Below are 25,349 nucleotides of genomic sequence, written 5' to 3' on the forward strand. Positions count from 1 at the left end.
TAAACATTCAAATAACATTATGGTTCTTAAATAAAAAAGCCGGCGTAATTGCCGGCTTTACACGTTTAAATTGTAAGCATTTGTATCGCCGCGCTCTGCGTGCAGATTTACAGAGCAAACGGCAGCTAATTAATTTGCTACAACACTCTCATCTGAAATAGGAAGAACTAATGCGTCCGACGCAATATAGCCTGCCACTTCTCTTTGCATTTCAGCCGTTACCGCTGCACTCGCCGCAGGGCTTAAGCTTGAAGCATGCGCGCCACTGTTGAACCGAACGATACCGCTAATTGGATCTGCACCTGGTCCCTGTGTAGTCGTTACTTGCTCTAAGCCAATGGTAGCCGCCAGCGGAAGCTGACCTGACAACGGTAATGCCGTTGAAATTGGAATAACTTGGTCAGGCAGGTTCTCTTCACTACCGTCACCGACAACGGTCATCATGTGAACGGGCGTAGTACTACCTAACGTCTGCGCATAGTTAGTTGGGTCGCCTGCGTCCATCACGGTTTGTGCTGCAAAAGCAAACTCAGCAAACACCGCGTTGACCGCCGCTGCTTGTTCAGCAGTAAGATTATCTTCAAATACCGATACTGCAGCACGAAGCTGTGCTTCACTTACGTCAGTTGTTTCGTATAGCTGATTCAGCAATGCAACAAAGTCCTCAGAAGCTTGTGAAAGCAAGAGACCTTTAATTAAAGGGCCGAATGCAGCTGACTCTAGTAGGAACTGCGCTACGCCGCCTCCAGGAGACTCAAGTGATGCTTGTTTGACAGCGAACATACCGTCAAGCGCAGCGAGATCGCCACCCATTGATGTATTTGCAACAGCAGCAAAGTTACCGCCCGTTATCGCACCTAATGATACACCCATGATAGAAACGCGAGACATATCGAACTTAACGTTTTGTGCAGCTGTAGTATCAACTACCGCATTTAGCCCTAAACGCAGGCCAAGTAAATCTGACACGCTTTGACGTAAGTTATCGCGAGCGGTTGGCAAACTAGCAAGGTTCATGTAGTGAGTTGCGCTTACTGTTGTTGCGTTTAACTCATCCGTACCGTCGCCGTTTAGGTCGAACCCACGGCTTCCGTGTATTGGCTGATCGATAGCCACTGACGCAATACCTGCTAGAGACAGCGTGCCGGTGATAGCAAGCATATCTTCTTTTTGGCTGGTGATACCGTGTGCCAAGATAACCACGGGCCACCCTGCTTCAGGCATACTAATGGGGAATCCAAGCGCGCCCGCAATAGCAGGGTCAGGGATAGTTACCTGAACGTCGAGGGTTTCCGTTCCCATATTTCCGCCCGTTGGCTGTGGATACGGGTTAAATTTAGTGATATTTCTCGCGCTATCCAACATTTCGCCGTTGATACGAACGTCAGCAAGACCAAGCGCAGAACACATTGCTGCGTTAGGGCCCGGCTCTGCATTTGCAAGTAGTTCCTGTGGAGCGACCGCTAACACGATACCGCTGTCACACGCGGCTTTCCAGAATTCATTTACCGGCGCTAGCGGGTTCTCTGCGCTTGGCACACCAAGGAAGTAAGGCAGTGCTATATTACCTTCATAGCGTTGTGCGGCACAAAATGGACCGGCCTGCGCTAGGATACCGGTAGACACGCCAACTGCGAATTCATTCAGTGCACCCCATTGGGCAGCTAGCTGACCCGACGCTGTTCCCGCAAGGCCTGCACATGTTTCAAGTAGGCTAAAATCTGTCGCATCGATTGCTGCTTGTACCGGTTCTGGTAAACCTTGTTTACCTAGCTCAACTGCACCTGCAACCACGGTTTCGTTCACTAAGCCTAACGCTTCCATCGCGTTTGGCGCTGTAGATACATCGCTAACCGTAATCGCTGGTAGTGCAGTAGGCGCAGACGGATCGCCACCCGCAGCGAGTTGTGCAAAACGGCTAATCATCACCTTTTTAATAGTATCAAGTGAGTTAGCTGTAGACTGAGTTGTGAAAGCAGACACATAAGTAATGTCTTCGCGCTCGTAACCTGCACCTATCACAGGATTAACGAGTGAATTCACTAAGCCTTGCAGCTGCAGCTGAGCAGCACTAGATAAAGGATTGGTATTAATGTCTTGTCTTACAGAATCCCACGTTGTTGAACCTTGTACCGATTTACCCGATGAATCTTTCAATTCAGTGGTCATAACCAGCATGTAACCTTGAGCAGGCTTGAGCGGCTTCAATGGAACAAACGTGATCGTATTACTGTCAGCTAAGCTCAGCACGTAATCTACGCCAAAGGTTAGCTGGTCACCAAGTTTACAACCCGCAGAGGGTGTTGTGATTTGTGCACAGTCTGGATCACGTTGGTCAAGCCCAAGGGTTGCTTCAAATAACAGCACGCCAGATGCTAATGTACTCTCGTCCAGTGACGCTCCAGCTGGCGTATTTACATTAATGACGAATGGATGCTGAGTAGACCAACCGTCTAACACATTTAACGCATTTTGCGGGTCACCAAAGTTAGTAGGGTCATCAACCGGGATATTTAGTGTGTAATCAAAGAAACCGTCTGCGCCCGGAAGCATAAGAAGGTCGTTTGGAATGTTCAGGTTCCCAGCGGCTGGGTCAAAAACGATTCGTGAAAATGGTGTTTGGATTTCTGTTTCGGCCTGAATGTCGGAAAGGGTTTCATCGGAGCCACCACAGCCTGCTAGACCCAGCGCAAGGGCCACACTGGAACTTAATACGAGTTTTCTCATCTCTACTCCCTACAAGCATTGTTGTTATTCTGTGTCTAAAACCTAACGCTATTAAAAGTAGCTTGCTCTACCCTGTCTTTACAGGTGTAGTTGATAGTTTTAAACATGTTAGACCAGTTGTATCTTCCTCAATCTTATTGACTTTGTTGCAACTTTGCAAAGTTTTGTTAACCACTTTTGTTAACTTTTTTTACGTTTGAAGAATTTTTCAATCATTGTTTTACTTGTGAGTCAGGCTGAGTATGATCTGCAGTCATATTCTTATTTGGGCCAACACGCCCCAATCATTGCGATAGAAAAAATCTTTTGAAGGAAAACAATGAACGATTACAACGCACCAGCGGATTTATTACGCGATAAAGTTATTCTTATCACCGGAGCTGGCGATGGGATTGGTGCGCAGGCCGCGAAAACTTATGCGGCACATGGCGCTATTTGTATATTATTGGGACGCACTGTATCTAAACTGGAAGCCGTATATGATGAAATTGTGGCTGCTGGCGGACAGGAACCGGCTATCGTTCCCTTAGATATTAAAGGGGCAACCCCCTCTCACTACCAGCAAATGACCCAAACTATTATCGACCAGTTTGGCCGATTAGACGGCGTACTTCACAATGCGAGTATTTTGGGCCATTTAAGCGCGTTTAAAGACATTGATGCGCAAGAATGGCAAGACGTTATGCAGATAAACCTAAATGGTATGGTCTATATGACACAGGCCCTCATTCCTGCATTAGAGAAAGCGAAAAACGCCTCGGTCGTATTCACTACATCAAGCGTGGGAAGAAAAGGTCGTGCGTTCTGGGGAACATACGCCGTATCGAAATTCGCCACAGAAGGCGTCATGCAAACGCTTGCTGATGAATATCAAAATAAGACGTTACGCTTTAACTGTATCAACCCCGGTAGCACACGCACGCACATGCGAGCACAGGCTTTCCCTGCAGAGAACCCAGCAACATTAAAAACACCCGCAGACATAATGCCGTTGTATCTTTATTTGATGGGTGATGACAGTAAAGCGGTAAACGGTCAGTCCCTTGATTGTCAGCCAAAGTAGCCTATAACATGTTAAGTCTCGCTGAGTGGGTAATTATCTATGCGGACTGGTATTATCAATGCGGATGGGTATGAGTCAAGTGTTGAACAAAAAAACCGCTTAAGTAGCACTTAAGCGGTTTTTTGATTTTTGCATGTCAGGTCGCCTAAAGGCCTGTGCCTACTCGCCCATTTTTGCCCATGTATCTCTCAGGCCAACCGTTCGGTTGAAAACAGGCCTGTCTTCTGTGCTGTCGTTGTCGACACAGAAGTAACCCGTGCGTTCAAACTGCCATGCGCCAACTTCAGGAATATTGTTCGCTAAGCCAGCTTCAACCCAACCTTGTTTGATTTCCAGTGAGTCAGGATTAATCGCATCGGTGAAATTTTCTTCCGCAGCAGGATTAGGCACGTTAAACAAACGGTCATATAATCTAAACTCCGCCGCCTGCGCTGTAGCCGCATCCACCCAATGAATAACACCTTTGACCTTGCGACCATCAGCGGGATCTTTGCCTAATGTCTCGGGGTCATAAGTACAGTAAACAGTTTTTACATTGCCGTTTTCATCTTTCTCAACGCGATTAGCTTTTACCACGTAGGCGTTGCGAAGACGTACTTCTTTATCGAGCACCAAGCGTTTAAACTTTTTATTCGCCGATTCTCGGAAGTCTTCTGCCTCAATATACACTTCGCGACTAAAGCCGATGTTACGCGTACCCATACTTTCATCGTTAGGATGATTAGGCGCTACCAGTGTCTCAGTCTGCCCTTCGTCATAATTTTCGATTACCAGCTTTATGGGATCTAGCACGGCCATTGCACGCGGCGCATTGGTGTTGAGGTCGTCACGAATACACGCTTCAAGCATGGACATTTCAACCATGTTGTCCATCTTAGTCACACCAATTCGCTTACAAAACTCTACGATAGAGCTAGGTGTGTACCCACGGCGGCGTAAGCCCGCTATGGTTGGCATGCGCGGGTCATCCCAACCGCTTACATGATTTTCTTCAACCAGTTGAATAAGGCGACGTTTACTCAACACGGTATATTCTAAGTTAAGACGAGAAAACTCATACTGACGCGGTGTACAGTCGATAGAGATGTTTTCAATAACCCAGTCGTATAAACGACGGTTATCCTGAAACTCAAGTGTACACAGCGAATGGGTTATTCCCTCAATCGCGTCAGAAATACAGTGAGTAAAATCGTACATCGGGTAAACACACCATTTATCACCCGTTTGGTGGTGGTGAGCATGCTTAACACGATAGATTACTGGGTCACGCATACACATAAATGGCGACGTCATGTCAATCTTTGCACGAAGACTACACTCACCTTCCTTATATTCGCCAGCGGTCATTTTGGCGAACTCACTAAGGTTTGTTTCAACGTCTGTATCGCGATAAGGGCTATTTTGACCAGGCTCTTTGAGCGTGCCACGCATTTCGCGCATCACATCTTGCGTGGAAAAATCTACGTAAGCTAAGCCTTTCTCGATAAGTTCAACCGCATAAGCATGTAGCTGATCAAAATAATTCGATGAGTAGCGTGCTTCACCATTCCATGTAAAACCAAGCCATTGCACGTCTTCTTTAATCGAATTAACGAAGGTAATGTCTTCCTTTGCAGGGTTAGTATCGTCAAAACGAAGATTGCACGTACCAGAGTAGTCTTGCGCAATGCCAAAGTTCAAGCAAATAGACTTGGCGTGGCCGATATGTAAGAAGCCGTTCGGCTCTGGTGGAAACCGAGTTTTAATAGCGTCGTGTAGACCATTAGTCAGGTCTTTATCAATAATCTGACGGATAAAATTGGTCGGACGGTGTTCAGTCTCGGCCATTCGCTTGTTCCCCTTATGCACATAATGTTTCAAAATCTCGCTGAGTATAACACTCTCGCAATTACTTCAACCATGTTTTATTCAAAGAAGGCTAACAAGTGGTTGAATAAGCAGCGTTCTGTAAACAAAGCGCTGTATATACGTTTAGTGACGTCAATGTCATTGTCTTTTGACAGACGTTTTATTAACTTTGCTTGCATTTACGCGCCAGCGTCGCAAAAAGCACGCGAAAGTTGAAAAATATGTTAACCTAATTTTGCGACAACAATGTCGTAACAGCAAAACATGGTGTTTATGAAAGAAAAAGCAACCTCTTTTGATATTGCCCACTTGGCAGGGGTTTCGCAGTCAACCGTCTCGCGCGCGCTAAATAACAGCCCGTTAGTGAATCAAGAAACACGCGACCGCGTTCAGCGTATTGCTCGGGAACTCAATTATAAAGTCGATAAGAACGCGAGTAATTTGAGGAAGCAAAAGAGCAGCACAATTGCCCTACTCTTGTTTGAAGATCCAACCTCTGATGATTCGATGATTAATCCGTTTTTCTTGGCGATGCTGGGTAGTATTACTCGAGCATGCGCGCAAGCAAACTATGATCTTCTCGTATCGTTTCAAAATTTAGACGACGATTGGCACGCAGAATACGAAGATTCAAATAAAGCCGACGGTATAATATTACTGGGTTACGGTGATTACACAGATTATCAAACTAAAGTGGCTCAGCTAGAATCACAGGGCACCCACTTTGTGCGTTGGGGAGCCGCAGATGAAGCTCACCCGGGTGTAAGTATAGGCTGTGACAATTATCAAGGTGGTCAAAGTATTACCTCACATTTAATAGGCTTGGGCAAAACGTCGTTTGCCTTCATCGGTGACAACGGCGACCACGCGCCGGAATTTAAAGCGCGCTTCAATGGCTATTTTGAGACACTTCAAGCTCATGGTCTTGCTCACGCAAGTGTGCAGCGCAACGCTATATCTACCGAGGATGCGGGCTCTGAAGCGATTAAGTCTTTGCTGCAAAGCGGTGAGCTACCTCAAGCGATCGTCTGTGCTTCGGACCTTATCGCAATGGGTGTACTGCGAGCGTTGCGACAGGCAAACATAAATGTACCTGAAGACGTTGCTGTTGTCGGTTACGACAACATTGCTGTGTCTGCCTACACCACACCTTCGCTTACGACTGTTCAGCAAAATACCAAACTAGCCGGTGAGTTGCTGGTGAACACCTTATTAAAAGCCATAAATAACGAAGAAGTTCAGGATTATCTGATGCCCGCAGATATCATTATTCGTCAATCTTGTGGAAGCGAATAGGCGTCTACAGAAAGTATGCCTAAACCGTTATAATTACCTTCAATAAAAAGCCCCGGGTGATAAGCAACCGGGGCTTTTTTTGTACTGTATAAGCTTTATTCTGTCTTATTGACGAGCCAACTGGTACTTAATTTGGTCACGTAACGCTCGACTGGTAACTTTTCCTTCTCGTACCCATACCTGAACACCATTTGGCTCAACGGTTGTGGTTAACGCATCGTCTTGGTCTACCGTTTTCGATTGACCAGACAATTGCTCTACCCATTCGCCCGATTGCATGAAGTCGTTAATCACAAATGATTCCGCCGACTCACCCTTGTTAAGTAATACAAGTGCAGTCTGCGCTGCGCCATCGGTATCAACAACCCGATAAAACGCCGCACGATGACCATTAAGCTCAAGATTCACTTGAACACCGCGCTGTAACGCTACTGTAGTTTTACGCACATTAGCAATGTTTGTTAGCGCTTGCTGAATAGGATGAGTTTTCGCTTGGTCTAAGCGTTTTTGACCTAAGTAGTTACGATTACCTGCATGCTCTGCCGTGCCGCGCATAAAGCCAATTTCAGACCCCATATAGACAACCGGAATCCCTCTTACGGTAAACAGCCAGTTGTGCGCGTTAATAAAGCCATTGTCAGTGGCATTAATTCGCGCCATATCATGGTTATCATAGAACGTGGTTAATTCATACGGATTATTATAAGGGCCATGCGTTAGATAAAGCACATTCTCTAGGTCAGCAAAGTCACTCTCTAGCGGCTTTTCAAAAACGCTTATCATGGCTTTTTGCATAGGAAAATCTAATACGCTAACGCCCCCGTTTTTAGGTAACGTATGCTGTGCAATATTGTTCGCTTGGTAGTCAAAGGCCTCGCCAAACATAAAAAAGTCGGGGTTTTGCTCGCGTATTCGATCAGACGCTTCACGCCAAAATGCATGAGGTACATGCCTGATTGTATCTATTCTGAACGCATCAGCACCCTGAGAAATCCAGTACAAGTAACTGTTGATGAGATAATCGCGTACGGCTGGATTCTCATCATCGAGATTAGAAAGCTTGACCAAGTCCGGATAGTTGTGGAAAAAGCGATGAAGAGGATTATTTTTTGGATCTAAATCTTCAGGCGCAAGGTTTTGATGATCAGCAACAAGGTTCCCCTCTTTATCATATATTTCACCATAACCCGGTAAGTCCTTTTCCATGGTGAAGCTTGGTGTACCGTGATTTGCCACTATATCAAATACAGATTTTAGGCCGTGTTTACGCATTTTTGCGGTGTAGTCACTCACGCTTAAATTGTCGCTAACCAAATGCTCGTCAGCCTGATAGAAGTTTGTAGCCCAGTAACCGTGATATCCCGTTTTACCGCCGTCTTTAAATGCGCCGCCATAAGTAATGGGTTCATCGCCATTAAACGCATAGTCAGGGTTATCGTGAACTGGCGTCATCCATACCGCAGTGAAGCCCATGTCTTTGATGTAATCTGCATTATTTAAGATCCCCTGCAAATCACCGCCCATGTAACCCACATAGGCCTTTTTACCCTCGGGTCCCTCTAGGGGCAATTGCCAAGTGGGATGATCACCCCCCTGATCTTCGTGATTATTTGTTGGGTCACCGTCAACAAACCTATCGGTAACAACGAAATAAACCGCTTCGCTGGCAAAGGGAATGCTTGTACCTACAAGCGCGTCGTTGTTTAAATATTTATCGCTATTGGGGGAAGTATTGGTGCAGGCCGCGCAAAACACACCAGCCAAACTTAAAGCAACAACCGTACGATTAAATGGCATATTAAGCTCCCTCTGCAACGTCAAGTTCTTGTTTCTCTGTTTCTTTAACGAAGAACACCGACGCTGCACCAATTAACATAGAAACACCAGCAACGACAATGATGTACTTTGCGTCGTTATCGAAAACGCTACTTAAAATCCAACCCGCAGTTAGGCCAGACACAATTTGTGGCGCAGCAACGGTGAAGTTAAAAATTCCCATGTAAACGCCAGTTTTATTCGCAGGCAACGCGCCAGCTAACATAGCGTAGGGCATAGCAAGGATTGCTGCCCACGCAATACCAACACCAATCATGGGTATAAGAAGCTTGACCGCGCCCAACGGAACCGTCACTTCGGTAATCAATAAGTTCACATTGACCATTGTTAGGTCTTGGAATAACAAGAAGCTTACATAGCTTAAGCCTCCTAGCGCTAACGATGAGGCGTAAACCGTTTTGCGACCAAACTTATCAGCAAGTTTTGCCAAAAAAATAGAGAAAATAGCGGCGAATACTGAATATGCTGCGAATAAGATGCCTACCCAGTCACCCGCGGCACCTTTAGCCATAATTATGGTTTCAGGCACCATGGGCGCTGCAGCAATATAAGCTGGGTCAAACCATTGCTTGTCAACATTCCAAATGTGTTGGGTAATCGCTGGCGTGGTGTACACCCACATGATAAAGAGCGCAAACCACGAAAAAAACTGAACAACCGCCAGCTGTTTCATCGTCTTTGGCATATCTTTGACTAATGTGAAGAAATCGCTCAAGCGCTGTACTAGCGACGCCTTAGGCGCGTTGACAGTTGTCGGCGCCTCGTCGGTAAGTCCTTTATAGCGATTGTATTCTTCCGGCGCATATTCTTTGGTGCGAATCACCGTCCAAATCACCGTACCTAACAGCACCGTAGCGCCGATATAGAATGCCCACACAACGGAAGGGGCAACTTCGCCCATCTGTGCCGTATTTTCAAGTCCGATAACGTTGGTTAATACAAACGGTAAAATAGAGCCAATCACCGCACCGATATTAATCAGTAGCGACTGAATAGAATAACCAACGTTACGTTGTGATGGCGGCACCATGTCGGACACCAATGAACGAAATGGCTGGAAGCATACGTTAAACGATGCGTCCATCAGCGCAACCATTAACGCTCCCATGAGCATAGGAGCTAAGAAGGCAACAAATATTGGTGCATTGGGCAGTAAAATCATGCCCATCACCGCTGCAATCGCACCGGCGAGAATGAACGGACGACGGCGGCCCAATCGATTCCATGTTCTATCAGATGCTGAACCAACAATTGGCTGTACGATTAACCCCATGATTGGCGCTACAAGCCAAAATAAAGATAGCGAATGAAGATCTGCGCCTAAGTCTGAAAGGATACGACTTACGTTTGCGTTTTGCAGTGCAAAACCAAATTGAACACCCAGAAAGCCGAAGCTGACGTTCCATATTTGCCAGAAAGAAAGGCGTGGTTGAGTTGCTTGCATATTTTGCTCTATTTATTGTTGTACTGTTATTAATACGTTTATTGAACGATGAAAACACTGGCCGACATAGCGGGTAAGCTCAAGGTATCCGTCGCCTTAAAAGACTTACCATCGCTCAGTCTCGTCAATGTCTGATGTGTGCTCAATACTTCTGCATACTTGCTTAAATGCAGTTCGACAGCCTTTTTGTTTAAGATAACCATGATTTTATCAGACTGCGTGGTATTTACCTTTGCGATAGTGCCTGTTTCATTGTTATCGGTTTCACGGATATAGGCATATACCCCACTTTCCGGTGCATAATGCTTTAACGGCCCTTTAAACTGTGAAGGGTGCGATTGACGCAATTGGAGTAACGCTTTAATGCGCTGCTGTGCCCAGCGCTCATCAGGCGTTAGACCCTGTCCATTCAATGCATTTTTCTCACTATCTGCAGGCCACCCGCCAGGAAAGTCAGCGCGAATAATACCGTGGTCATCACTCCCTTTATTGCTCATCAATATTTCTGTACCGTAAAAGACTTGCGGTATGCCGCGCGTAGTCAGTAGTAGGGTCATTGCCATATTCCACTTGTCTTTATCGTGACCGAGTTGAGTAAAAATACGGCTCATGTCGTGATTATCAGGAAAAATCACTAGATTTTTAGGGTCGCCATACAAGAAGTCTGTAGCCAAGGTTTCATAAATAGATATAAAACCAGAATTCCAACTTTCATCACTGTTCAACGCTTTTACCACTGCCGCTTGCAATGGAAAGTCCATCACCGAAGGTAACGCGCTGTCGTAATCGTCATGACGGTGGCTACCTGCTTGCCAATATGCCGTGATTGCAGGATTTACCGACCATTCTTCCCCTACAATATTGAAATTTGGGTATTCGTCCATTATGCGGTTTGTCCATTGACTCAAAAACGCCTTATCGGGGTAAGAATAGGTATCGACGCGAATGCCACTTAGATTTGCTGTTTCAACCCACCAGATCGCGTTTTGAATAAGATATTTGGCCAGTTTTGGATTGCGTTGATTTAAATCAGGCATGGTGGGAACAAACCATCCGTCACTAAACCCTTTAACATCGCTATCAATCGCATGGGGATCGTGAAGCGCTTCACGCCTGTGGGTCGTTCCTACAAACTTTCCGTTATTATTGATCCAGTCGTGTGCAGGCGTATCTTTCATCCATAAATGGTTACTGCCAATATGGTTGAGTACCATATCCATTATAATACCGACACCCTTGGATTTTGCTTCATCGCTTAAGGCAATAAAATCATCATTGTTGCCAAATCTGGGGTCTATTTTGTAGTAATCCGTGGTGGAATAACCATGGTAGCTATATTGCTCCATGGCATTTTCGAGCATGGGCATAGTCCAAATTTGCGTAAAGCCCATATCCCGAATGTAGTCTAGGTTATCGACAATACCTTGAATATCGCCGCCGTGACGACCACCTTTAAGTGAGCGATCAACAGGGTCGCCATACCCTTCGACGTTATCATTTTCCTTGTTACCATTGGCAAACCGGTCAGGAGCAATAAGATAAATAGCATCGTGAGGCCCAAAGCCTTCGCGTGATGCAGCGCCTTGTACTCTGTCCTTCAGTGCATAAGTAAAATCACGGGTCGTTCCATCACTGTCAGTAAGTCTTATCACTATTTCCTGTGCACTAGACTGTGATGTATCGATTGTTACAAATAGATAGTTCTCACTATCAAGGGCTTGGCTATGTTTTATTACTATATCGCCTTTCACTATGGAGACGGTATCATCGGCAACATTATCGCCATGAACCATTAGCTCAACATCGCTTTCTTGCATACCAACCCACCAATTTGGCGGATAAACGTCAATACTGTTGGATACTGATGACTGAACTGAAAACATTGGCAGTGTTACGAGAAAGCTCACAAGCAGCGGAGTTACGCGCTTCCGCTTGAGTCGTTTTAATCGACTTCTGGCATTGATTACACTGTTACGTTTAAGCACTTCAACCCCATGTTAAAAATACGTAAAGATTAAGATGAAGTGAGATACTACCTTGCTCAGTCTATCTAACCAATGCTATGCATACGTATTCACGAAACACCATGTAAAAAACATGATGTTTCGCGTTAACTCGCTGGTTTGAATGCAAGACATGAGTTAAAAGGCAAAAACCTTTGTTTCAAGTCCATCTAGTGACAATGAGGCTTTGTAGTTAATACCCTCTTTTTCTAACACTAAGCTCTCATGGGAAAGCAAAGGATTTAACGTTACGTTCTCGCTAGTGTTGCGTAAAAGCGCTGAAGGAAGGGTTAACTGTATTGGGCTCACAGACGCATCACTGAAGTTGGTAATGACCACAAAGCCGCGGTCGCCTTTTACTCGTGCGAAAGCGAACTGTTTCTCAGAATAAACTGAACCTTCAATATCAAGATTAAGCGCATGAAGGCTTTTATATTCACCTGTAGTAGCAGGATGTGTGGCTGCGATTGCCATTATGTTTTTGTAAAATTGATGAAGTTCCTTTTCTTCATCGGTAGATTTCCCTGCATCAAATTTGCCGTCGTTCATAAAACGCTGATGGGCAGGAACGCCGACATAGTCAAAAATTGACGTGCGTGTAGGATCGCCAAATCCCGCCTCTTCGCTACCGTCTTCACCCACATCTTGACCAAAGTAAAGCAGCGTGGGCGAACTGCTGACAAGCGCACTTACTGCTAATGCGGGCTTGCCTTTTTGCGCGTTACCGGCGAAGTCCGGGCTGGCGATACGTTGCTCATCGTGGTTCTCAAGAAAATGCAGCATATGCGGAGCGATATCACTGACGTCGTTATGGATCGCAACCAATTCGCTAACTTCCCCTTTACCCTGCACGATAGCTTTTAACGTATCGTAAAACCCTACCTTGTCGTACAGGTAATCCATCTTACCTTTGTGTATGTACGCGCGATATTTATCTGGCTGATAGACTTCCGCTAGCAAGAACGCATTGGGCGTTTTTTGCTTAATACTACTGTTAAGAAACGACCAAAACTCAACGGGGACCATCTCGGCCATATCATAACGAAAACCATCAACCCCTTTGTCGAGCCAATAATGGACGATGTCTCTGAACTTGTACCACGAATCTGGAAGGTCTTTGCCTTCCCAAAAAGCGGCATGTTCTTCAAAAGATTTTTCACTGTAGGCTTCAGGTAAAACAGGGAAATCATACGTGCCATTGGGTTTAACGCCATAATTCACTTTTACGGTTTCGTACCAATCGTTTATATCTGGCTGCGCCGCTTTTGCACCGTTACCCGTCCATTTTGCTGGATACTCATCAAACTTGCCGTCTGCTAACGGGTGAGCTTCGCCACCTAAGGGTTGATAGTTATCGTCCGTGGGTACTTGAAACCCCTCACCTACCACATAGTAAAAGTTGTTATCACGGGCATATTCAACAGACGTATCGTCTTGCGCGCCAAAATCACTGACGCCTTCAGGCGCTGAAAGCGAACGGTAGTCACGGGCAACATGATTAGGCACGATGTCGATAATCACTTTCATTCCCGCAGCATGAGTTCTGGCTATTAATGCCTCGAACTCTTCAAGCCGCTTTGCAGGGTCGTCAGCCAGGTCTGGATTAACGTTATAGTAATCTTTCACAGCATAGGGAGAGCCCGCTCGCCCTTTAACCACATCTGGATCGTCGTTTGATATGCCGTAACCAGTGTAGTCGTTAATAACCGCATGATGCGGCACACCCGTATACCAAATATGGCTAGTGCCCAACGATTTTATGTACTTGAGTGCTTCAGGCGTAAAATCGCTGAACTTCCCTACGCCGTTTTCCTCTATTGTGCCCCAAGGCTGATTATTTGAATTCGTGTTACCGAAAAGTCTCGTGAACACCTGATATACGACGGGCTTGCCCTGTCTTTTGTCTACGTCCATTGCTGGTGATATGTCACCACTTTGACGAGATATTGATGACTGCTGACCTGTATTCTCTAGTTTCTGATTATTCACTGACGGTGTCGGCCCCGAGCACGCCATCAAACCTAAAGAAAGCATAGCAACTGATAGAGGCTTGAGGCAAAACCCTAACTTTATATTTGGCATAGTATTCATGTTTAAAAACGTAAATGATGCCAATAGGATACGCGTTAAATGTATGTTAAAAAACATGCATACGTATTCAAAAATGAAAAAGCCGCTTCATCCGGCGGCCCTTGTTCTGACGACAAAAAGCGGGCTATGCAGCCTGTGCGACTTTTAGCGGTTTCTGTGACGGGTCGAAGGAAGGAACGACTATGTCACCAATAGCCTGTAACGCATCGTCTAGCTCGGCGTGGATCTTCTTATGAAATCCCTTAAGAGGTTTGGCTAAGTCTTCTATCAAAACGTGTGGTGATAACCTATATGGCATGCGTTTTCCGTTAAAATCAACCGCTTCGCCTACAGGATTGAAATGAATACCAAATGCCTTCATTCTTCTTGCAAGCTTAGGTTCCATCAACACGTATGCATGTTTTACATTCAAATGTTGGCAGATACTGGTTGCCATCAAATAAAGTGCTATCGAGAGATAGGGAAAGTGCTCAATATTAAACGGAGTGTTCTTTTTTTGTTTAATCTTTTCAAGCTTATCAGAAGGGAGGATCTTTGAGCGCATCTGACGAACTCTGAATTCCCTGGGAATTGCTAAACGTGATATTTCACAAACGCTCGAAGGATTGCAGCTAGAAGGAAGTAAGCTTTCATCTTCAAACGCATCTGCGCATTTTTCTTCTAAAGGTAGAGACAACCCTGCTTCAGTAGGTAAAACCAAGCGAATAGTTCCAGCACACTCCCCTGTTGGAAGATGTTTTATATAACAATTGATGGCGCGGTCATCGTACTTGTCTTTTTCAAGTGCGGACGCGTTTTTCTGCTCAAACTTCATCTCCTCACAATACACTTTGTGGCGGGTTTTGTAACTCACTTGTTTTTCGTCTTCTTCGTTAGCTATCACGAGTTCATAACGGCTAAAGAAAAAGTGAGAAATACTTTCTTCAAGCGACAATCGACGTGGAAATGCTTTTAGCCATTGTCGCGGAAATTGACTTAACTTGTTAGACACAGCGCCATTCAGCGCGCGGACTGCGCTCAGTGTTCTCATCATTAACGCAAAGCTCCCCTGATTTTAATTTATTATTCGGCTTGTGGGTAACTTCCTGTTCGCAGCAACAGCCTTAGGTTTATATATTTGGATTTCTAATTAATCTTCGCTTTATTATTGGTATCTCTGCTTTGTCTGATAAGTGCATCCCCACTTTTATAATCAGACTTTGATAGGCGGTCATACAGCAAAACATTAGCCGTCGCCGCTAAATTCATACATGAATAAGTAGGCACGTATACTACGCTGTCGCACCACGATAAAATATCTGCACCGACGCTTCCGTCTTCTGGACCTAGGATATAAAACGCATTATCCGGGTGCTCGAATGCAGGTAGTGGTGTCGCACCTTCAACCAACTCTACTGCAACCACAGATGCTCCCTCAGGTACCACTTCCCTCAAGCTGTCTACACCAACTGTGGGAATAACCTTATGAAACGCCTTCGTGTCTGCGTTGAAATCTTTAGCGAATCGATAGCGTTGACCCGTGTAAAAAACACTGGCTACGCCATAACAACCTGCCGCCCGCAATATAGACGCAACATTGACGGGATTTTTTGGGTTGACTAAACCGATTGATATTTTTTGTTTTGCTATTTGCACGTTTTATCGAGATTGTTTTTATATTAATTTTTGCATACTGACACGAACAAGCGAATGCGGCTATACGCGGCAGCGAAAAGTAGCCTTAAGTATTATTTAATATACATATGTCGACGTATCTTATCATTCGCAGAATGACGCTATTTTAAAATCGACAGAGTCTATCTTTTTCGCTAATTCGGCCTGATCAATGTCAAATAATGCGGCTTTTTCAGTATTATTTTTCTGTGAGAGGCGTCATTTCTAGTGTATTGCCAAGAAGATACCGCTCGCCGTTTGTGTATTTTTTATCATAACTAAGATCTTTTTAAACACAGCAATATACAGACCAATACCGTGAAAATATTGCACAACCTTTGAAATGTTTACAGATGGATTTTTCAAAACAGCTTAAAGTAACCGCATTTCAGTTAGTTAGATCAAAAATGCCATCGAGTAATAGTCGGTACTTTCTTACCTAGCAAACGATAGCGTGATTATTAATATTTTTATAAAAATGAAAATTAAAAAAGAATGGTAAAAATAAAGGGAATGAAAAAGCAGGATGTAGCCGATTTGAAACACTTTAAACAACTGAATTATAGGAAATTCTCAGATCCCAAGAGAAAAATGTCGATAATGTCTTAACCGCTCACTGCAGTTGTTGCGAAAAGCATACACTGGCGTATATGCCTCGACGCATAGTGAAACTTTAATGTGGTGCTCTTACGCAGACTTCCGCGTATCAAGATTGATGGCAGGGTTTTCCCTTTTTAAATAACGTCTAGCCATACGTCTTCCCTGCGCATACCCTTTTAACAACTTTTTCTTATCCATCGTTAACCGCTTAACACAAAATGCTTCATCTGGCGCTATCACACGTATCATACAATCTGCAGGTGGATTATTAAGGAAATCGAGCGTTTCATTGTAAATAGCGGCTCGCTTGAGCATTTTTTCAAGAAGGGCTGGTTGGTTACCATACATTTTTTGCATGAGCCACACCGACTTTACCTCTGGCTTAGTAAAGCCTAATGGCTGTGAAAGAATCACTGTAATATCTCGTGCGCCCATTCTATATGCTTGGATAGCAGGTATCGCGTCTGCAACGCCCCCATCCAGATACCGTATACCGTTTATCGAAATCTCATCCCGATAGGCCGTAGGCAGCGCACACGAAGCCACCATTAAATCGTCTACATTGTCTTTTGTTGCCTGGATGTATTCGCATTCTCCCGACTCGGCATTTGTGATCCCCACAAAAAGCGGCATACTACTCTTCTCACCGGGGGCAGGAATATTCATAGACTGCTTTGAATGGTGCCATAACCAATGAACATCGGTCATATGGCCCCCCTTGATGAATCGAAGCGGACTGAAGAACTCTCGCTTCGTTGCGTATTGAGTGATTATGGTTTTACTCAATCCATGCATTTTCGACACGTACGTTGAAAGATTAGTAGCTCCTGCTGAAACCCCAATCGCGAAGTCGAACGAATGAAAATCATGCTCCATAAATTTGTCTAGCACGCCTGCTGCAAATACTCCGCGCATTGCGCCACCTTCTACAACAAGTGCACTTTTCATTTTCCTCTCCTTTTGAATTCATTTAAGCGCTCTGGTATGACCACTTCATTTTGATTCATATTAAAAAATAATCAAGAGATATGCCAAAAACAAAAAAACCGCGAACATCGTCGCGGCTTTCAAGGTTTCTTCGACTTTTTACATCGACGTTAATACTTATGACGCACTTATTTTTTCGTGACCGTTAATGTAGGCGCATTACCATCAGGTCCCGATACCATAAACTCGTAAAGCCCCGATTCAGCAATTTCAATCATAAGGTTGTTGTTACTCTCACCTAATATTTTCGGCTCGCTCGGTGTTACTACATTACTTGCAGCATCGTTCGGGTTGCCAAGATTGACCGTAGCCCAATCTTCCGAGGCAACTTTAAATTCAATGCTACCCGCACTCAACTCGATGTCAGCGGTGTAAACACTTTCTCCTTGATATTCAAACATATCTACCGCTCCCCAGCCGTTCATACCACCACGGATGTAAACTTGCGTATCACCCCAAAACGCTTCTTTAAATACACCAATAGTCGGTCCATCTAAATCAGTCACGTTAAAGACGAAAACATATCGGTCTGCGGTTTCAATGTTTAGGATAAGGTTATCGTTAGTGGCAGCAAGCCCTAAGGTTTGACCCGGCGCTAGATTGCGGTCGGCGTCATCTGCTGAGAATGCACCAAAGTTCACGGTACTCCAATCTTCAGAAGCCACTTTAAACTCGTAAGTGCCAGGCTCAAGATTACGCGCGAAGGTGTATATCCGCCCACCCTGATATGTAAATTCCTCATCTGTACCCCAACCGTTCATTGCACCACGAAGATACACCGGTGTGCCAACATAGGGCTCTTCATTTTCAACAGTAATAATTGGTGCTTCACTGTCCGTCGCATCGACGGTAAACAGGTATGTCGCACTGATGGTAGGTGTAAAGGACAAGTTCGTATTAGTGCGTGCAAGTACCTTTTCTTCACCCGCCATTACAGTACCGTCTTCACCATCTGCAGCACCAAAGTTTACCGTACTCCAATCTTCAGACGCGAACTTAAACCCGTAGGTTACACCGCCTTCTAGCACAGCAGTAACCGTGTATTTACCATCACCTTGATACGTAAACGCATCATTAGTTGACCAACCATTCATGTCTCCACGAAGGTAAGCAATGGTGTCACCGTAAGGGACAACGTCAGGCGCACCAGACGTAGCAAACGCTGAAAGACCATAACCTTGGGCGCCAGATTGTGGTTTAACAAACACGGCAATGGTAAGCGCAGGAACGGTAAAGGTACCGTTACCGTCTTCGCCCTCGACAAAGGTGGCGCCGCGTACCGTGGCATCAACGGAATTCATTTGTGTGGCATGGAGCGAAAAGCCCGTTGCAGTGTTAACGGTGATAGACTTCTCTTCATATCCCGTATTCACTAGCACCATAATCGCATCATTCATCATGTCTAGGTCTTGACGAGACACATCGCTGTTTTCCGATATGCCGTCATCAATGCTCATCGCGATGAGGCCACGCTGCTGGCGCTCACCGATATTGTGAAAACCAATACGATCGATAATGTCTTCAGCGGTGGTCAATCTAAACAATGGGCTTGTCATACGAATGTTTAGCAACTCTGCAAACACGTCGGAAGCGAATATAATATCGGCCATCGACGCAGCGCGGTTCGGACTATAAATAAACTCACCCATTTCTTCCCAGCGGGCTTCATTGTCCTGTGCTAGCGGTAAGCCTACATTCCAGTTGTTGGTCTCATAAGTGAAATCCACATAGTTAAACCAATCTCCTGCATCATAAGTGTTTCTATCCATTGATTTGGAACGAAGCATGTCGCCACCCATTTGCAGGAATGGAATGCCTTGAGATACAAGGTTGATACCCATAGCTACGTTTTGTGCACGTACCCGTTCAGCGAGCGTGATATCTTGTGGGAGCGTGTAGTTTAACTGATCCCATAGTGTTTCATTATCATGCTTTGACACGTAGTTAATGATATCTGCTGGATCTTCAGCATAGCCACCCAAATTACTTGTTGCACCAGCACTGCCTGAAGACGTTTCTAATACATAGTCTTTCAATGTGCCTATCATGCCCATTTTCACGCGGTCTTGTGCGCTTAATAACCCTTCATCCTCTGGTCTGAAAATAGCGCCTTGACGAATGGCTTCACGAATACGGTCGTTATAGGTACCAATCTGTGTACCGGCCATATTGAGCTGGCTTGCCTGCTCGTAACCACGGTCTATTTTGGTCCAACCTTCTCCATAAAAGTAATTATCTTCGTCAATAGAATGAACAGCATCACGCAAGCGCACCATGGTGTCTTTTGTGGCTTGGCTCATAATATCAAAACGGAAAGAGTCATACTTATAGTGTTCAGTCCACATAAGCAGTGAGTCTTTCATGAATTTTTCCATCATGACATTACGAGGTTCGGTGTCATCACAGCATGTTTCACGAACAATCGCCCCCGTATCCACTTCGTAACGGTGGTAGTAGCCCGGTACCGCTTTGTCTAAAACTGACTTGCTGAAAACACCCGATGCATTGGTATGGTTGTATACAACGTCTAATGCAACACGAAGTCCCATCTCGTGAAGAGCCTGAATCATTGCGCGCATTTCTACTATGCGTTCAACACCTTCTGCACTTGACGCGTAACTACCCTCCGGCGCGTTGAAGTGATGAGGGTCATATCCCCAGTTAAACGTATCTAGATTCCGCAAATCATTCGTAAGCTGTTGTGCCTTGCCCGCTTCAGAGAGTGGATCATAAGAATTGTAAACATCGATTAGCAGTGCGTTTGGGCTTTCTTCTTCACACACGGCTGCACTGCTGTTTAAGCGACACAATTTGCCTACCGTATCGTACAAATCAACAGTTTTAGTTGGGTCTTCGTCAATGGTTGCGATGTCATTCGCTGGAAGGATATGAAAGTAAGTAAGCCCCGCCTCAATTAGCTTTTTAAGGTGTTCGACCGGCGCTGTACCGTCTTCCGTGAAGGCAAGGTATTTACCTCGATTTTCTTCAGAAGTCGACATATCACGCACACTGAAATCACGAATGTGACCTTCGTAAATAACTGCGTCTTCGTAATTTTCAACCGTAGGGATGGTGTGAGAATCCCACCCTTCAGGTTTTAAATCATCATCCGCTAGATTTACAAAGCGCGAGAAACGGCCGTTTGTGCTTAGTGATACAGAATATGGGTCTGTTACAAGCAGTGTCTCTACTTTGCCCGTTATCGGGTGATAAACAGTGACTTCATAACGGTAAAGCTGACGGTCAAGCGACATATCACCTTCATGGCGCCACACACCTGAGGTATCGTCACGAACCATTTCAATACGTTGGTTTAATGTCTTGTTGTCGTTATAAAGTAAAAGGTCAACATTTGAAGCAGTAGGTGCCCACAGTGCAGCAGTTATACCTGCGTCAGTGTAGATTCCGCCAAGTTGAGCTTCGTCAGCATCGTCTTCCCCCAAGGTGTACAGGGCATCAATAGCATTTGCTAATTGGATACCTGTTGCTGCTACAAGCGTCCCGTCAGCATCATATCCGCCAACAACCGCTTGTGTCGTCAATACCGTTTTGGCATCTTCTACCGACCAGTCACCTTCCCATGCTTGCATAGAAGACAAATGCGGCGCGCGGGTAGATTGCTCCTCGGTAAGCGTTGTACTCATTAAAGTTACTTGAGTACCGTTAATCCCCTCATCGAGTGTGCTCTCTAAATCAGCAGCCGCTGAATAGTGAAGCTTTACCTCTGAAACCGTTTCAGGTACGTCCCATAAAATGGTGTTGGCGTCTAACCAATGTGCACCAAAGCCCTCTATATCCACAGGCTGAGGACCAAGCGACATTATGGGGAACTCAAATATTGTTGGCTCACCAGAAAGGGTAAAGTTCATGCGTACAAAGGTTTCATCGTCTTGTACTAGCGAACCTTTGAAATCACCGCCCCCCATTTCTTTACCGGCGTCATCGGTGCCTTTGTGAATGATAAAGTTATGACAGCTACCGTACCCTTCTTTGAGCTCTAAAATCCAATATGCACCGTAGTTTGGATCGATGCCGCTGTGAATACGCCCGTTTGCCCAATCCGTGTCTGCATCGGCATAAGCATCACATGCATCATTGTTCCAAGTATGTAGTCTCCAGCCTTCATAAGCCGCATCGTTGCTTGAATTATCCGCGTCCACTGCCGCACGGTTATAGTACAACACAGCTTGATTAGCTGAGGGGGTGAATACTGGAGCAGGTAAGTTAGGGTTTGCACCAGCCTCACATGCGTCGTTTGCTTCATTAGGGACAAGCGGCGCATCGCATTGAATGGGTGGTGGTGGTTCACAAGCTGTACCTGCTGCGTTAGGTACATTAGGCACCTCGCAGGTCAACAAGTCATTTGTGCCAGGCTCAACCTCCGAGCCTCCACAACCAGCAAGTGTATAAGCGCCTACTAGGAGTAACGCGGCGCGCACTACTCTTTTTTTAGTAAACATAGAATTCTCCTGAATATTTTTGCTGCTTTTGGCAACCGAGTGTTCCTTCGCGTTGCTAAAAAAATTACCTAAGATGCTGTTTTTCATAGTTGATATGTCATCCCTAAGTAATATTGCGTGCCAAAGTATTGAATAGTGCCGGTTTGCTCTTCTGATGCGAAATAACTCTTCGTTGGCTCGTCAGTGAGGTTATTAACTTGAAACAATACGCTCCAGTTATCGTTGATTTCGTAAGACGCCTGGTAGTCGATAACGAGTTCTTCATCGAAGTTAACCACTTGATCGTTCACCGCGACCTGCTGTGAAACAAACGCGTCGCGGTAACGGCTAGACAATCGGGTTTCGAAGCCTTCGTATTCCCAGAAAACGGTTAGTGTGGCCACGTTTTCAGAAAGCCCCGGTAAATTAGCAGCATAAACGTTATCTCCTAGCGTGCGCTGAATTTCACTTTCTGTGTAAGAGTAACTAGCGCTCACACCCAGACCTGACCACATGCCAGGCAGCATGCTGTAAATTTGTGTATAGGCGATTTCTAAACCGCGAATATAGCCACCTTCTGCGTTATTTACTGCGGTACTGTAGCTACCATTTTCAGTGGGAACAGTGATAAAGATAGGATCGCCATTTGCGTCACGAGCCAGTTCTGCTTCTTGCCCAGTGAACTCTGGCGTTAAGTAAACCGGCACGCTTACATTGTCAGGGATGACAATGCCGTTCGCTTCAAAATCGTAAGGCTCTATCTCGATATCTTCTACGAATGATTCAATATCCTTATAGAATCCGGCGACAACCAGCGCGCCTTCCGTATCTGAGAAGTAATATTCCCAAGACACGTCGTATTGCGTTGCGTAAAACGGCTCCAAATAAGGACTGTTACGCGCATTACCACTGACTCTCGCCGTAGGGTTAGAGAGCGTGATTTCACCCGAGTCCCTGTCTTGAAAAGCGGTAACTGTTTCAATTGTGGTTGATGCATTAGCGGCAAAACGGTTGATCGGCGCTCTACCCATGACTTTTGCTGCTGCCACGCGAAGCTGCGTGTCATCGGTTAGTTTAAAGTTCAGGTTAATGGATGGCAGGACATCAGAGTACTCGTGACTTATTAACGCTGGGCGATAGAAGTTGTTGATAAGTCCCGCTTCGTCAGTGATGTTTTGTGCTCCAGCAGTAGGGTCGCTTACTTCAATCGATGTGCCTGTCTCTAGGTCTTCGATTAACTGTGTCGCACGCTGCAGCGCCGTTGAACTCTGCTTACTTTTGACATAACGAACACCGATATTACCCGTCACTGGGATACTGCCAATTTCAGTATTAATCTTTGCCATCAAATAAGCAGAATTCACAGTTTCAAAAACATCGCCGCTTTCTTGTAACGTCCATGCTGTCGCGGGTCCTGTACCCGGGCCATTGATCACACCTGCGGCACCGGGTCCCCAGGTTTGAATTGGCTGTGGTCTACCGCCAGGGAACCACGCATTCAGTGCACTGTTTAAGTCAACTGAAAGATAACTGGGAAAGTAACCGAAATCACCACTCCAATTTACCTCTTCAACCATGTCTGACGTTAAACGAAGCGGCGGCTCGCTCACTGAAAAAGCACTGTCGTTTCCATATTCGAAGACAGATCGATCATTATTGTATTCTCGATCAGAGTAACGATAACCGAATTCAAACCCCGAAATGATGGGCACATCAACGTAATACTGAAAATCAACACGATACGCGTCTAGCTCGTCTTTGTTTTCAAATGGGTAGATACCGTATTTACTGACCATAACGCGATCTAAATCAGTGAAGGCATCAATTTGGTTAAAGCCAATATCAGGTAGATTTAAGCCGTTAAGCAAATAGGATATTTGAACGTTTTCGTCAAATACTGGATTTGCTGCTCTTGCGTCTTCGCCCACTAGCGACCATAAAAGCCCGTTTCTGAAGTCACTTTCAGCGCTAGAACGAGATACGTCGAACTGAACAGCCAAATCAGGTGAAATCTCCCAGCTGGCGTTTACGCCTAAATTAGTCACGCTGTCAAAATCTTGATTGTCGTCGTTTACCAGTTCAACACGGGTAAAGCTATTGTCCGTACGAGAGAAAGTACCGCCAATGACACTGTTGTTAACTACAACTGGATTTGTGATCCCGGCATTAATACCGCCTAGTTTCACGCGAAAACCGCGAGCAAACGCCTCAGAATCAAATTTAGAGATAAATGCATCAGCTTTTAGTGTAAACGTATCGATAGGTGCCCATTCAAACGCAGCAACATAACCGTCACGGGTCTCTTCCCCGCCTTTGTGCTGCATTTCAAAACCTTCTGAAATAAGTTCACAACTGGGGCATTCTGAAGGACCGTCAGTATCACCCGCTACTCCATCAACATCAACCTGTCCATTGTACGCTAAACCGATGAACTGAGTAGAAACGCTTGGCTGGAATAAACGGGCGTAGCCCAATGAAACACCGAGCGTATCATCAAGGAATTTTCCCTGATAAGAGAAACTCAATCTGTGGCCATATTCTGTAGCGTCACTTATCTCTGACGCCCGGTCATTGTACATTCCACGCATGTTAGCACTGAACTTATGTTGCTCTTCAATGGCGAGAGGCGATGCTGTTTTGAGTTCTACCGTACCTGCTATACCACCTTCGATAAGCGATGCCTTGGGTGATTTATATACCGCTGCCTCACTAATCAGCTCTGAAGGATATTGGTCAAATTCAATAGCGCGGCTTCCGCTGGTGGAGACCTGCTCTCTGCCGTTTAATGTAGAAAATACAAAGTCGCCAGATAAACCACGAATGTTAATTTGAGCAGCTTGCCCACCAGTACGTACTGCCGAAATACCCGGTAAGCGTGTCAGTGCATCTGCCATAGATACATCCGGAAGCCCACCTAAATCATCTGCAGATATTTGTTCAGAAACCGTATCAGAGAAACGCTTCTGGTTTAGTGATTGGATTAAGCTTGTACTAAAACCACGTACTTCGATACGTTCTAAAGTATCTTCCTGTGGTCGCTCAACTTCGTCTACGGGTGTGTCTGGTGACTCTTGGGCATAGAGCGGCAACGCACTAAACGCGACCCCACTACTGATCAAGGCCGCCATAATAGTGCTGGGTTTGAATGTTTTCATTGGTGTCCCATTCCTTGTTTTATTATCGACACCTTTAGGACTACCACACCCAAAAATGCCTCTTATGGTTCAACACCAAATACTACTGGTTTGTATAAAAAGGGAGCAATGCTATGCATACGTATTCATTTACAAATGATAAACATTTATGAAACAAACCGTAAAAGCTATTGTTTTCTATCGCATTTGCGTGGAGAGATTTGAGAG

General features: G+C 45.2%; 13 protein-coding genes. 2 read left to right on the forward strand and 11 right to left on the reverse strand.

Features of this window, described 5'->3' with window-relative positions; genetic code table 11:
- Positions 1 to 129: 129 nt before the first annotated feature.
- Positions 130 to 2,727: a VolA/Pla-1 family phospholipase gene (locus GVO63_RS08545; RefSeq protein WP_159492599.1), complete on the reverse strand. Its 2,598-nt coding sequence runs from the start codon at positions 2,725 to 2,727 to the stop codon at positions 130 to 132.
- A gap of 319 nt (positions 2,728 to 3,046) precedes the next feature.
- Here GVO63_RS08545 and GVO63_RS08550 point away from each other — a divergent pair, with 319 nt between their 5' ends.
- Positions 3,047 to 3,790 (forward strand): YciK family oxidoreductase, encoded by a 744-nt coding sequence (locus tag GVO63_RS08550; protein ID WP_159579130.1) that lies wholly within the window; start codon positions 3,047 to 3,049, stop codon positions 3,788 to 3,790.
- 159 nt (positions 3,791 to 3,949) lie between these two features.
- Here the strand turns inward: GVO63_RS08550 and glnS are convergent, their stop codons facing one another.
- Positions 3,950 to 5,617 (reverse strand): glutamine--tRNA ligase, encoded by a 1,668-nt coding sequence (gene glnS / locus GVO63_RS08555; RefSeq protein WP_159492592.1) that lies wholly within the window; start codon positions 5,615 to 5,617, stop codon positions 3,950 to 3,952.
- Positions 5,618 to 5,911: 294 nt separating this feature from the next.
- On the opposite strand from glnS, the gene GVO63_RS08560 reads away from it, so the two are divergent.
- Complete coding sequence (locus tag GVO63_RS08560) at positions 5,912 to 6,934, forward strand: LacI family DNA-binding transcriptional regulator (RefSeq protein ID WP_159579132.1); 1,023 nt, start codon at positions 5,912 to 5,914, stop codon at positions 6,932 to 6,934.
- Between the two features lie 105 nt (positions 6,935 to 7,039).
- Here GVO63_RS08560 and GVO63_RS08565 read toward each other — a convergent pair whose 3' ends face one another.
- The 9 genes from GVO63_RS08565 to GVO63_RS08605 all read right to left on the reverse strand — a co-directional run bounded on the left by GVO63_RS08565 (position 7,040) and on the right by GVO63_RS08605 (position 25,142).
- Entirely contained in the window at positions 7,040 to 8,731 is a 1,692-nt protein-coding gene (locus GVO63_RS08565; RefSeq protein ID WP_159579134.1) for an alpha-amylase family glycosyl hydrolase, read from the reverse strand.
- 1 nt (position 8,732) lies between these two features.
- Positions 8,733 to 10,214: an MFS transporter gene (locus GVO63_RS08570; protein WP_159579136.1), complete on the reverse strand. Its 1,482-nt coding sequence runs from the start codon at positions 10,212 to 10,214 to the stop codon at positions 8,733 to 8,735.
- A 38-nt stretch (positions 10,215 to 10,252) separates the two neighbouring features.
- A complete protein-coding gene (locus GVO63_RS08575) occupies positions 10,253 to 12,097 on the reverse strand; it encodes a glycoside hydrolase family 13 protein (RefSeq protein ID WP_159579284.1) in 1,845 nt (614 codons plus the stop codon).
- 258 nt (positions 12,098 to 12,355) lie between these two features.
- Positions 12,356 to 14,308, reverse strand: coding sequence for an alpha-amylase family protein (locus GVO63_RS08580; RefSeq protein ID WP_236552095.1), 1,953 nt, complete (start codon positions 14,306 to 14,308; stop codon positions 12,356 to 12,358).
- A gap of 124 nt (positions 14,309 to 14,432) precedes the next feature.
- Positions 14,433 to 15,341, reverse strand: coding sequence for a PEP-CTERM/exosortase system-associated acyltransferase (locus GVO63_RS08585; RefSeq protein ID WP_236552096.1), 909 nt, complete (start codon positions 15,339 to 15,341; stop codon positions 14,433 to 14,435).
- A 92-nt stretch (positions 15,342 to 15,433) separates the two neighbouring features.
- A complete protein-coding gene (locus GVO63_RS08590) occupies positions 15,434 to 15,943 on the reverse strand; it encodes an RNA methyltransferase (protein WP_159492587.1) in 510 nt (169 codons plus the stop codon).
- Positions 15,944 to 16,648: 705 nt separating this feature from the next.
- Positions 16,649 to 17,509, reverse strand: a complete 861-nt coding sequence (locus tag GVO63_RS08595) for a patatin family protein (protein WP_159579140.1) — start codon at positions 17,507 to 17,509, stop codon at positions 16,649 to 16,651.
- A gap of 167 nt (positions 17,510 to 17,676) precedes the next feature.
- Complete coding sequence (locus GVO63_RS08600; RefSeq protein WP_159579142.1) at positions 17,677 to 22,008, reverse strand: alpha-1,6-glucosidase domain-containing protein; 4,332 nt, start codon at positions 22,006 to 22,008, stop codon at positions 17,677 to 17,679.
- 83 nt (positions 22,009 to 22,091) lie between these two features.
- A complete protein-coding gene (locus GVO63_RS08605) occupies positions 22,092 to 25,142 on the reverse strand; it encodes a TonB-dependent receptor (protein ID WP_159579144.1) in 3,051 nt (1,016 codons plus the stop codon).
- Between the last annotated feature and the right edge of the window lie 207 nt (positions 25,143 to 25,349).

The sequence above is a fragment of the Alteromonas sp. KUL106 genome (genome assembly GCF_009811415.1).
Classification (GTDB): domain Bacteria; phylum Pseudomonadota; class Gammaproteobacteria; order Enterobacterales; family Alteromonadaceae; genus Alteromonas.

Coding starts and splice junctions, on each gene's coding strand:
- GVO63_RS08550 (WP_159579130.1), top strand. CDS start 3,047: ATGAACGATTACAACGCACCAGCGGATTTATTACGCGATAAAGTTATT.
- GVO63_RS08560 (WP_159579132.1), top strand. CDS start 5,912: ATGAAAGAAAAAGCAACCTCTTTTGATATTGCCCACTTGGCAGGGGTT.
- GVO63_RS08595 (WP_159579140.1), bottom strand. CDS start 17,509: ATGAAAAGTGCACTTGTTGTAGAAGGTGGCGCAATGCGCGGAGTATTT.
- GVO63_RS08565 (WP_159579134.1), bottom strand. CDS start 8,731: ATGCCATTTAATCGTACGGTTGTTGCTTTAAGTTTGGCTGGTGTGTTT.
- GVO63_RS08585 (WP_236552096.1), bottom strand. CDS start 15,341: ATGATGAGAACACTGAGCGCAGTCCGCGCGCTGAATGGCGCTGTGTCT.
- GVO63_RS08575 (WP_159579284.1), bottom strand. CDS start 12,097: ATGTTTTCAGTTCAGTCATCAGTATCCAACAGTATTGACGTTTATCCG.
- glnS (WP_159492592.1), bottom strand. CDS start 5,617: ATGGCCGAGACTGAACACCGTCCGACCAATTTTATCCGTCAGATTATT.
- GVO63_RS08605 (WP_159579144.1), bottom strand. CDS start 25,142: ATGAAAACATTCAAACCCAGCACTATTATGGCGGCCTTGATCAGTAGT.
- GVO63_RS08545 (WP_159492599.1), bottom strand. CDS start 2,727: ATGAGAAAACTCGTATTAAGTTCCAGTGTGGCCCTTGCGCTGGGTCTA.
- GVO63_RS08600 (WP_159579142.1), bottom strand. CDS start 22,008: ATGTTTACTAAAAAAAGAGTAGTGCGCGCCGCGTTACTCCTAGTAGGC.
- GVO63_RS08580 (WP_236552095.1), bottom strand. CDS start 14,308: ATGAATACTATGCCAAATATAAAGTTAGGGTTTTGCCTCAAGCCTCTA.
- GVO63_RS08570 (WP_159579136.1), bottom strand. CDS start 10,214: ATGCAAGCAACTCAACCACGCCTTTCTTTCTGGCAAATATGGAACGTC.